The following is a 10,935-nucleotide window of genomic DNA, read 5'->3' as shown; positions in this document are numbered from 1 at the left end:
ACTTATATATTAAGCATAAATTAATGCGACAAATTATTTGTTAATTAGTTATGACTTTTCTTGCAATAAAAATAAACTACCTCAAAATATTTTGAGATAGTTTTTCAAATTTTTATTTAGGTAAATTTTTATTTAGTTACTTTAATGTACCTTCCAACAAAAGATGTAGTTCCACTTTGTTCAAAATTAATGTAAGCATTGTCAATTTTACCTTCATCTACTGCGTAAATTAAATGAGTTTCTTTTGTCTCATTTGGTTCAAAATCACAGAAGTAGAAGTGTCCACCTTCATAATCTGATTGATCAAAGTATATTGGTGCATTATCCGTTTGAAGTTCATTACCATTTCCCCAATAATCACTTAGCGATTCGAGAGTACCATTTGATGCTTTCTTCATAAACCCAATTCTTGGATAAATATTTATATCTTTTAGCTCTTTATCAAAAGGATTCTTCATAGTTAGAGTCACATAAACATACTTCATTCCTACTGTTTTAGTAACAGTATTCATTTTATTATTTTCCCATTTTCTCTCATTAACTCTTTCATAATCCTTTAGAGTTCCATCTTCATTTATAAATTCAAGATACTCATTATAATCAGAGAACTTATTTTTATCTACTTCTGGTAACTTATCCAACACTTCAATGTTATTTACAGTAAAAGTTGGGTTTTGATCAGGGAACCCTTCATCACTTATTTCTTTACCAATATTAAATACATGATCAGTTGTAATTGTAGGTTCCACATATTCTATTATTTTTTCTTTATTTGCTTTATTAGCTTCAAGATCAATAAATTCTCCAGGAATCACTTCATATTTTATATTTTCTGCTACTTTTTTAACCTCATCAAAAGGAACTGCATACTCTGATTGTTCTACATTATTTAAAATTGAGTATGCAATACTATACATTTTATTTTCATAAGCATCATAAAGTTGTGCTAGCATATTATTTTGAAAATTTTCATCTGATGAAATCTCCACCTAATCACTCCTTGCTGTTTAAGGCACCTTCAAAAAATAAATAAGTCAGAATGATAGTCTATTTTGTGTTATCTGATGACTACCCGCTCTAATACTCCCATCTTCTTCAAAGTGGGAGTAAAGAACGGCTACGCCCCTAGATAACGATTTCTAAGCTTCAGTGGAAAAACCCCTCTGAAGCAAAGANNATTTATTTTCAGATGCCTAAGAGTACTCTTACTAAATATAACGATTGAGAACTTACAATTCTGACATTTTTATTTTAAATTTTAAATAATTACTACTTATATAATAATAAAGCTTAATTTTAATAAATACTGTTATTAAAATTAAGCTTTAAAATAGCAGTTTAATTTGTAATTTTAAACATAAAACAAAAGGGCAAAACTTTCGTTTTACCCTCATACTTGTTTATTTTATTAATTTTCTCCTAGAACTCTGCAGTTCCTGTTGTCCTTGGGAATGGTATTACGTCTCTGATGTTGCTCATTCCAGTTACATACATTATCATTCTTTCAAAGCCTAGACCAAATCCAGCGTGCTTTGTACCACCAAACTTTCTTAATTCTAGATACCACCAGTAGTCCTCTGGGTTTAATCCTAGTTCATTGATTCTGTCTACAAGAAGATCGTATCTTTCTTCTCTTTGGCTTCCTCCGATGATTTCTCCTATACCAGGAACTAATAAGTCCATAGCTGCTACAGTTTTGTTATCATCATTCATTCTCATGTAGAAAGCTTTGATTTCCTTTGGATAATCAGTTACGAATACTGGTCTTTTGTATACTTCCTCTGTAAGATATCTCTCATGCTCTGTTTGAAGGTCACATCCCCACTCTACTGGATACTGGAACTCTTTATCTGCTTTCTTTAATAATTCTACAGCTTCTGTATAAGTTACATGACCAAAGTCTGAAGTTGCTACGTGATTTAATCTTTCAAGTAATCCCTTATCTACAAAGCTGTTGAAGAATTCCATTTCTTCTGGAGCATTTTCAAGAACATAGTTTATGATATATTTTATCATATCCTCTGCTAATGTCATGTCATCCTTAAGATCTGCAAAAGCTATTTCTGGCTCTACCATCCAGAACTCTGCAGCGTGTCTTGCAGTGTTAGAGTTTTCAGCTCTGAAGGTTGGTCCAAAGGTATAAACATTTCTAAATGCAAGGGCATAAGCTTCTGCTGCAAGCTGACCACTAACTGTAAGGTTTGTTTCCTTACCAAAGAAGTCATTTTTATAGTCTATTTTCTTATCCTCAGTCATTGAGATGTTTTCAAGGTCCATAGTTGTAACTCTGAACATTTCTCCTGCACCTTCACAGTCACTTCCTGTAATGATTGGAGTGTGAGTATAAACAAATCCTCTTTCATTGAAGAAGCTATGAATTGCATAAGCAACTAAAGAACGTACTCTAAATACTGCTGAAAAAGCATTACTTCTTGGTCTTAAGTGAGCTATAGTTCTTAAATATTCAAAGGTGTGTCTCTTCTTTTGAAGTGGGTACTCACTACTTGATTCACCTTCTACTACTATTTTTGTAGCTTTAATTTCAAAAGGTTGCTTACTTCCTGGAGTTAATACAAGCTTCCCTTCAACTATTATTGATGAACTAATACTTAACTTTTCTATTTCTTTAAAGTTATCAAGACTATCCTCAAATACTACTTGAACATTTTTAAAGAAGCTACCATCATTAACTTCTATAAAACCAAAAGCTTTAGAACTTCTTAAAGTTCTAATCCATCCTGAAATACAAACATCCTTGTCTGCGTACTTTTCACTTTCTCTGTAAAGACTTTTTACTAAGATTGTTTCCATAATAAAATCCTCCTTTTATAAATTTATATAAGCTTCACATTTCTTCGTTAGTTTCAGTCACTGCGGTGTTCATTTATGTTTAATAAACTTCACTCCTCGTTCCTTCACTGCCTTGAACTGTTCGCTTTTATTAATTTATTATTTTTAATATTGATGTTTCCTCTTCATATTCTTCACAAGATTATATATAAAGTGGAGAAACTTAAATTACCTAATTACAATACTGTTCTAATTATTTCCTATTAAGGTAGTATGATTCTATTTTAAGGCAATAAAAAAACCTTTCCTTCCCTAAAAAAACAGGGACGAAAGGATACATTCCGCGGTACCACCCAAATTATCATAATGATCAACTCTACAAGTACAAAGATTACTCTTGATACTCTTCTCTTTTAACGGTAAGTCCCCGTCTAAGTCTACTCTCCTAGGATTTCGGTTAGAAACTCCGAGATGTTCTTCAATAAGAGCTTCGTATTGACCTTCCACCATCGCCAATTCGCTTTAACTACTTCTCATATCTACTCTTCTCATCACAGTCTTTATTCTCATCTATTAACTAGTATTTTCAATTTTATATTATTTATTCAAAACATTTGTTATCTATTATTATATGTTCATGATTTTAGAATGTCAACTCTAATAGAAATAATTTATGATATAATTAAAATATAGGTTTTTATACCTATTATGCAAATCAGTGAGACATTTTTCCTTTATTTCATCTCTATAGGAGGTTATCTTATGAAAGAGAAAATCCCTTTTACTAAATTTCAGAAATTCCTTGAAGCTCTAGCTCTATTAATTTTAATAGGCTCCATAATCTATCTAATAATCTCTTGGAGTACTATTCCTGATACTTTGCCTTCTCATTATAATGCTAAGGGAATTGTTACCAACTGGAGTGGAAAAGGCAATCTACTTATAATACCTATAATCTCAATAATTTTATACGCAGGACTTACAACACTAACATGTTTCCCTAATATATGGAGTACTTCAGTGGAAATCACAGAAAAAAATAAAAGCTTTGTATATACTAATTTAAAAACTATGCTTATAGTTATGAAGCTAATTTTAGTATCTGATTTTGCTTATATGACAATATGTTCAGCAACTCAAAGTTCTTTAAGTATTTTGTTTACACCTATCGTTTTAATTGCTGTATTTGGGACACTAGCTATTTTTATTACTAGAATAATTAGAGGAAGTAAAAAATTTGAATAATACAATTTAAATTTATATACAACAGTAATTAAATGAAAGAGCCTAGATACTAATATATCTAAGCTCTTATTTATTATCTAATTAAGATTTAATATAGAGTCATCAGAGTTAAAAGTATTTACATTATATAGGAATAATATATCTGTTATTCCTTTTGCTTTTATTAACTCTTCTACATCCTCCATATAATACCTTAAATCTACCACATCTATCTCACCATAATGAGAAGTTAAAAATGGTAAAAAACTATTGGCATAGGAATCTTTAATTACTAATAGCTTCTTTTTTTGGTCTCCTAGTGATTTAATGTTAATATGAGGATGATTTCCTCCCGTAAATACCTCATACTTATCTTTTTTATCCAAGCTTTCACTATTATATAGACTAGTGGTTCTCTTCTGCTCAGTTACATAATTAACTACAATTTCTCCATTTTCCTTAGGTATATATGCATATATATAATCCGGCTTACCCCTCTTTACTCCTATTTTTGAAGTTAAGCTTCCATAAAAATCATTAGCAACTAATTCCATATCAAATTCTTCTTCTTTTTTAGGCTCTAGACCTACAGCTTTACAGAATTCCACATAGGCAATATAAGCTCCTTTACTAGTCCAATGATGGTCAGTTTTATAGTATAAATATTTATCCTTATTATTAATTAGAGCATCATAAGGATTTATAAATTTTATATTGGAATTTATATTCTCTTGTATATACTTTATATATTCTAATTGACTACCCACTGGTGCATATTTAGGTAGTTTTTCCTTTAATATCTCTGTAGCTGTTGGTACCATCATAAAGTATGTATTTATATTTGCATTGACATTTACAAATTCATTAATAGCTGAAACTTTCTCATCAGTCTCTTCTTTATGTCTTTCCTCAAAATCTTCTATGAGCTGATTATCCTTTCCTATAAATACATCATTACTTTCACTTTTTCCCATTAATTTATCTGTCTTAGCCTTAACATTTACAAAGAACCTTCGACCTGGAAATTGATCAGATATATAACTTTCGTAGTTTTTAGTATAATTACCTTTAAAAAGGCTCGTTAATGAAAACTCTGGTTTACTGCTTAAATTTCTATTTTCTTCTTCTGAAAATACTTTTTCTCTTCTTAGTATATTACTTATAGACATTATAGCTATAAATAAGAGAAATACTACGGCCATTAAACTTCTACATCTTTTATTTCTCTTTCTCATTTCTCTCACTCCGCTCTTCTTTAAAATCTAAAATATAGGAAAGGATTGTAACTTTCACTAACTAAGTAAGCCGTAGATATAATTAGAATTAACATATTCATAACTATTACTATAAATTCACCTTTTAGCTTATACTTCTCTTTTAAATTCACAATTAGATTTTTAATTAAAGGTGTAGAGCAAAGAATAGCTATTACTAAAATTATCAGATTAGTTTTTAGATTATATTTAGCCATATTATCAATAAATATATTTTCTCCTATGCCAAACATAACTTTTATGTAATTTAATGCCTCGTTAACTTTGACCATATCAAAGAATACCCAACTTATAATTACTAAGAGTAAAGTATATGTATGAGCAATAAATCCAGGTACTCTTTTTAGTACTTTTCCTAAAAATACTTTTTCAAGGAATATAAATACCCCAAAATATAGGCCCCAAATTACAAAGTTCCAGCTGGCTCCATGCCATAATCCTGTAGCAAACCACACTATAAATAAATTTCTAAACTGTATGGCTATACCTCTTCTGTTTCCACCTAGTGGAATGTATATATAATCCCTAAACCATGACCCTAAAGATATATGCCACCTTCTCCAAAATTCACTAACGCTCGTAGACATATAGGGATATTTAAAGTTTTCTAAGAAATCGAACCCAAACATCTTTCCAAGACCTATTGCCATATCAGAGTAACCACTAAAGTCAAAATATATTTGTAGTGTAAAAGCAATTATACCTATCCATGCTGATAATATAGATAGCTCTTCTAGTGGTATTCCCTTAACGGAAGTCCAAATTATTCCTATATTATTAGCAATAAGTACCTTCTTACCTATTCCTAAGATGAATCTTTCTACACCCTTTCCAAACTTCTCCATAGACTCTCTTCTATTATTAAGTTGATTTTCCACATCATTATATTGGACAATTGGTCCAGCTACTAACTGAGGGAACATGGTAATATATGCCCCAAAATTGATGATATTTTTTTGTGCAACCACCTTTCCCATATATACATCTGCTACATAGGATATAAGTTGAAAGGTGTAAAAGGATATTCCCAGTGGTAAGGGTAGATTTCTTATTTGAAGATTAGTACCTAAAACTCCATTGATATTATCTATTAAAAAGCCATAATACTTAAAGAAAAATAAGGAACTTAGATTTAACACAATAACTGTAATAAATATAGCTCTTCTCTTTTCCTTGTCTTCTTTGCTTGCCTCTATCATAAGGCCACCTATGTAGTCAATTAATATAGAACCTATCATTAAGAAAATATATATAGGCTCACCCCATGCATAAAAAATTAAACTCATAATAAGAATTACTAGATTTTTAAATTTCCTAGGACATATATAATAAATAATTAAGGTAATTGGTAAAAACATAAATAAAAATATTAAACTACTAAAAACCAAATTAATCACTCCAATTAAAATATAGTTACTACTTAAATTCTTTATTTATTGCTGCTTCTATTTTTTCCGACTCGCTTGAAATGATCAATATTAAGTACTTTCCTTTTATATCTAATACTCGGTTACTTATTATGTCATATTCTTCTGGTCTATAGTTTTTAAAACTATCGGATTGTTTTTTTATTCTTTCTTCAACTTTAACCTTTAGCTGTTCTATATCCTCCTCATTTTTTGCTTTTAATATAAGTACTTCACTAGCCTCCATATTACTTTTAGGTGAGTATAGAATAAAATCTTCTACTTCATTTTTACTAATATAATATAACTTTCTTAGCTTTGAGCTATCACCTATATCCATATGTTCACTGTCTATAATCTGTGAGAGACTTTGCCTTAAGCTATCCATATCTACATCTTTAACTTTAAGCACTTGATACAAGGCTATAAATGTAATTAGTATAGCCGCTGTTAATATGTAATAATAATTTTTATAGTTCTTCATATTTATCTCCTAATTATTTGATATGATAGCTTGATGTAAATAAGCTAACCATTTTAAGTAGAAATCATATTTAAAATGTATCCCATCTCCTTCATGTAATTCATCCTTATCTCTTGCTAAAACATCAATATTTACATAGTTAACTCCAGTTTCTTGACTTACCTCATATGCTATTTTTCTAAACTCATCTAAGTTAGAATTAGTAAGCCTTGCATTAGTTTCTTTAGCCTTTTCCATGACAGGTAGAGGTGCTTGTATATATATGTTTGCATTAGGTAATTTTGTCTTAACATCATTTACAAATCCTATATAATTAGACTTAAATTGGTCTGAACTTCCATCAAACTCTATTACATCATTCATACCGTATAACATGACCACATTTTTAGGTTGTAAAGATGTAAGTTTATCTATGTTTTTTCTTCCCTTGACTACAGTATCTCCCTTATTACTTATTACATTGTACTCATTCACTAAACTCATATCTATAAGTCCTTCTGTAATCGAATCCCCCATAAATACTGTATTTTCATAGAAATTATAGAAATCAATATCTTTATCCTCTATAACTACTTCTGGAGTATGATGCTTGTCTATTTTTTCTTCTACTGCACTTAGCTCCATCTCTTCTAGCTGCTTTAAATGTTTCTTTCCTAAAAGAACCTTTTTTTCTTCATTTATACTATCTTTCTGATTACTTATAATTATATATGTAGTTGTTGCTATTGCTATGGTTATTAATCCCGTAAATGCTATAATTCTAAAACTTCTTTTTTTCATGTTACCTTCCTCTTCTGTTTCATATTTATCTTACTTAATTATTGTAATACAATAAATTTAGCATTTGGTTACAAAATCCTTACGTTTCTTAAAATCATTTTAAGTACAACACCGATTTACGAAAATATAGCCCATAATCACACATTCATATTAAAACTACTTTAAAGAACGTGAAAATTATGAGCTATAAATATATTACTACACATTAACGTTGTTGTATAGCTAATTTTAAAAAGATAGGATATAGCTTAAAGTCAATATCTTGTCATTTAGGTAAAAACATATCTGGTATATAAAAGGAACTTAAAATAAATTCTATAAAGTGCATAGATTATGAACTGCCTTCTGATGTCTTTTCAGAAACATTAAATGAGTATTGCACTTGACTTTACAAAGTGTCATACAAAAAACCTAAGCATAAGTATACTTAGGTTTTCTATTATTATAATGTTATATATTTCTTAAATCTCTAACATTTATTATAGGATATTCCAAAATAAACTATGATAACCAATTTTTTCTAGTTCTATTTGAATTTTAACTATCCTTGAAATTTTTATCAGCTGAGTCTTTTAATAAAACTTAATTAAATTTTAACTTATCTTTTAAATTTTCATTTTCTAGAATAAATTTAAATACTAAAACACCTATAATTGAAACTACTACAAATTCTCCTATTGCAACTTCTAAAGCTGAAAGCCAGAATGGTAGATTTAACATGTAGTAAAGTTCTGCTCCTACAATTAAAGCATTTGATATAGTTGCCCATAAGGATGCTATAAACAGTACAAATATACTATTATAACCCTCTTTTTTAGTTAATAACACTTTAGTTCGCCAAATTAGAACTAAAGCTATTAAAGTAGCTAAACTTCCGAATATCACATCAACTATAGCCATAGGACTAAGTAGGAAGTTAGATATAGCACATCCTATAGTTAAAGCTGGAATATATAGTGGGTCTATAAATGCTAAAAGTACTAATACCTCTGATATTCTAAATTGAATGCTTCCAAATGCAAAAGGTGCAATAACAGCAGTAACCGCTACATAAGCAGCTATGATTAATGCCATCTTTAATAATTTTCTAGTTTTGTTGCTAGTATTCATAAATATAATACCTCCTCATTTTTTAATTCCTGCCTAGGTACCTAGTTAACAACTTCTAATAAGCAAAACTCTAAGAAATTTGTTAATAGTATACGCTTTTAGCATTGTTAGATTTATATTGTCCTATTAAGGCTCTATACAAACCTACTAAAAAATAATGAGTCTAGCTATGTCACCTCACTAGCTCTGCACCTATCTTCAACTCAGCATCTTATTTCTATCCATCTCAAGCATCTCATTATACACTTATTTGAGTTAAGATTATATATCATCCTATAGCATATAGGTATTTCTCCATATCCTATAGAAAAAATAAAGGCTGTCACCCAAATGACAGCCTTGTAATCTTTACACATAAATAAAGTTCTAAACAGTATAAAAACTATAACTTATATCTATTAAATTAAAACTCTAATTTAACAAATAATAGATTATATTACTTTACTAGCTTTTACCAAAATAAAAATTAACTTTGTTTTGAACTTTTCTTGAGGATTTAATTAAAAGATTTCAATGCCGTAGTTTTATTTAAAGACAGGAGGCTTACGAACTGTCTCATTAATTTTGTTCTTCTTTATTATATCTTCTAAAGTTCTAAATTTCAAGGTTTCAATATATTTTCAAAAGATTCCTTTTATCATTTTTCACATTTTCCGTTAGAAATTTTCTTATAAGATATTTCCAACAAGATTCTAATAAAAAAACTAAGGTTTAACTTCATGGTTATTCCTTAGTCTTTTTTACTATAAAATATATAGAAAACTTATCCTATTACATAGATAGTTTAACTACTTTGATTTATTTCTTTTCACTAATAAACCAACACCACTTATAATTATTACCATTCCAATTATAAGTTTATAATTAAATACACCACCAGTTTTAGGTAGAATATTTACCATTTTATTACCAAGCTTTTCAACTTCATTTTTAACAACAAACTTTTCAGCTTCATTTTTAACAATAAACTTTTGGCTTTCTACAGAATTAACCTTAACTTCTAGTTGCTCTTTGCTTAGAATATACCCCTTAGGAGCCTTGGTTTCCTTAATAGTATAATTACCATAATCTACATCATTAAAAGCTGCAATACCATCCTTATCAGAAATTACAGTAGTTACTTCTTTACCATTTCTATCATATAAAGTAAACTCTGCACCTTCAAGTAGCTTTCCGTTCATATCAGTTTTAGTAATTATAATACTGCCCTTAATTCTATTATTTACTACATCATAAGTGTATAACTCCTTATCTTTATCCACAAATACCTTTATTGCGCCTTCTGAAATTAAATATCCTTCAGGAACTTTTGTTTCTTTTATTGTATACTCTCCATAAAGAATATCCTTAAACAATACAATGCCATCTTCACCTGACACAGAAGTTTCAATTGCTTTACCATCTGCATTATATAATGTAAATTCTGCATCCTTTAAAGGTATTTTATTTTGATCTAGCTTTTTAATTTGAATAGCTCCTCTGATTTTTCTATTAGATACACTTTCAGGATTTGCTTTCACAATACTACTATTTTCAGTTATATCGGCAGTTAATACCTCGTCTGAAATAACATATCCCTCTGGAGCTTTTGTTTCTTTTATATTGTACTTTCCATATTCTACATTTGTGAACTCTACATGTCCTTTTTCATCACTTATAGCTACTCCCATAGGGTTCTCAAAGTTTTTATCTGTTTCTTTGTAAAGTTTGAATTCTGCTCCTTGTAATGGCTTTTCATTTTCATCTAGTTTAGAAAACTCTATACTTCCTCTAATCTTTCTATTAGATATACTTTCAGGACTTGCTTTTACAGTACTATCATTTTCAGTTATATTAGCAGTTAGCACCTCGTCTGAAATAACATATC

Annotated in this window: 9 protein-coding genes and 1 other annotated feature; of the genes, 1 reads left to right on the top strand and 8 read right to left on the bottom strand. The window is 29.2% G+C overall.

The features are described from left to right. Positions 1-128 precede the first annotated feature (128 nt). On the bottom strand, positions 129-989 hold the full coding sequence (locus B3W71_RS12910; protein ID WP_346889342.1) for a hypothetical protein: 861 nt from the start codon (positions 987-989) through the stop codon (positions 129-131). Positions 990-1,419: 430 nt separating this feature from the next. Continuing rightward, positions 1,420-2,811: an asparagine--tRNA ligase gene (asnS, locus tag B3W71_RS12905; protein WP_414632030.1), complete on the bottom strand. Its 1,392-nt coding sequence runs from the start codon at positions 2,809-2,811 to the stop codon at positions 1,420-1,422. A gap of 298 nt (positions 2,812-3,109) precedes the next feature. Beyond that, positions 3,110-3,354: a binding site (T-box leader), on the bottom strand. A gap of 198 nt (positions 3,355-3,552) precedes the next feature. Here asnS and B3W71_RS12900 point away from each other — a divergent pair. Next, a complete protein-coding gene (locus tag B3W71_RS12900) occupies positions 3,553-4,035 on the top strand; it encodes a DUF1648 domain-containing protein (protein ID WP_346889341.1) in 483 nt (160 codons plus the stop codon). Positions 4,036-4,112: 77 nt separating this feature from the next. On the opposite strand, the gene B3W71_RS12895 is transcribed toward B3W71_RS12900, so the two are convergent. The 6 genes from B3W71_RS12895 to B3W71_RS12870 form a co-directional block, all read right to left on the bottom strand. Next, positions 4,113-5,249 carry a DHHW family protein gene (locus B3W71_RS12895; RefSeq protein ID WP_346889340.1) on the bottom strand — a complete coding sequence of 379 codons (1,137 nt, stop codon included), beginning with the start codon at positions 5,247-5,249 and terminating at the stop codon, positions 4,113-4,115. Positions 5,250-5,269: 20 nt separating this feature from the next. Continuing rightward, a complete protein-coding gene (locus B3W71_RS12890) occupies positions 5,270-6,676 on the bottom strand; it encodes an MBOAT family O-acyltransferase (protein ID WP_346889339.1) in 1,407 nt (468 codons plus the stop codon). Between the two features lie 28 nt (positions 6,677-6,704). Further along, on the bottom strand, positions 6,705-7,178 hold the full coding sequence (locus tag B3W71_RS12885; RefSeq protein ID WP_346889338.1) for a DUF4358 domain-containing protein: 474 nt from the start codon (positions 7,176-7,178) through the stop codon (positions 6,705-6,707). A gap of 9 nt (positions 7,179-7,187) precedes the next feature. Continuing rightward, entirely contained in the window at positions 7,188-7,958 is a 771-nt protein-coding gene (locus tag B3W71_RS12880) for a GDSL-type esterase/lipase family protein (protein ID WP_346889337.1), read from the bottom strand. Between the two features lie 582 nt (positions 7,959-8,540). Continuing rightward, complete coding sequence (locus B3W71_RS12875; RefSeq protein WP_346889336.1) at positions 8,541-9,068, bottom strand: QueT transporter family protein; 528 nt, start codon at positions 9,066-9,068, stop codon at positions 8,541-8,543. Positions 9,069-9,856: 788 nt separating this feature from the next. Further along, on the bottom strand, positions 9,857-10,935 hold a 1,079-nt coding region (locus B3W71_RS12870; RefSeq protein ID WP_346889335.1), incomplete at its 5' end, for a SpaA isopeptide-forming pilin-related protein.

The sequence above is a fragment of the Clostridium sp. UBA1056 genome (assembly GCA_002316385.1).
Lineage (GTDB): Bacteria > Bacillota > Clostridia > Clostridiales > Clostridiaceae > Clostridium_J.
This window is presented reverse-complemented; position numbering and strand designations above follow the sequence as displayed.

Excerpts from the sequence above, each read along its gene's own strand:
- asnS (WP_414632030.1), bottom strand. The coding sequence starts at position 2,811 with ATGGAAACAATCTTAGTAAAAAGTCTTTACAGAGAAAGTGAAAAGTAC.
- B3W71_RS12900 (WP_346889341.1), top strand. The coding sequence starts at position 3,553 with ATGAAAGAGAAAATCCCTTTTACTAAATTTCAGAAATTCCTTGAAGCT.
- B3W71_RS12895 (WP_346889340.1), bottom strand. The coding sequence starts at position 5,249 with ATGAGAAAGAGAAATAAAAGATGTAGAAGTTTAATGGCCGTAGTATTT.
- B3W71_RS12885 (WP_346889338.1), bottom strand. The coding sequence starts at position 7,178 with ATGAAGAACTATAAAAATTATTATTACATATTAACAGCGGCTATACTA.
- B3W71_RS12880 (WP_346889337.1), bottom strand. The coding sequence starts at position 7,958 with ATGAAAAAAAGAAGTTTTAGAATTATAGCATTTACGGGATTAATAACC.
- B3W71_RS12875 (WP_346889336.1), bottom strand. The coding sequence starts at position 9,068 with ATGAATACTAGCAACAAAACTAGAAAATTATTAAAGATGGCATTAATC.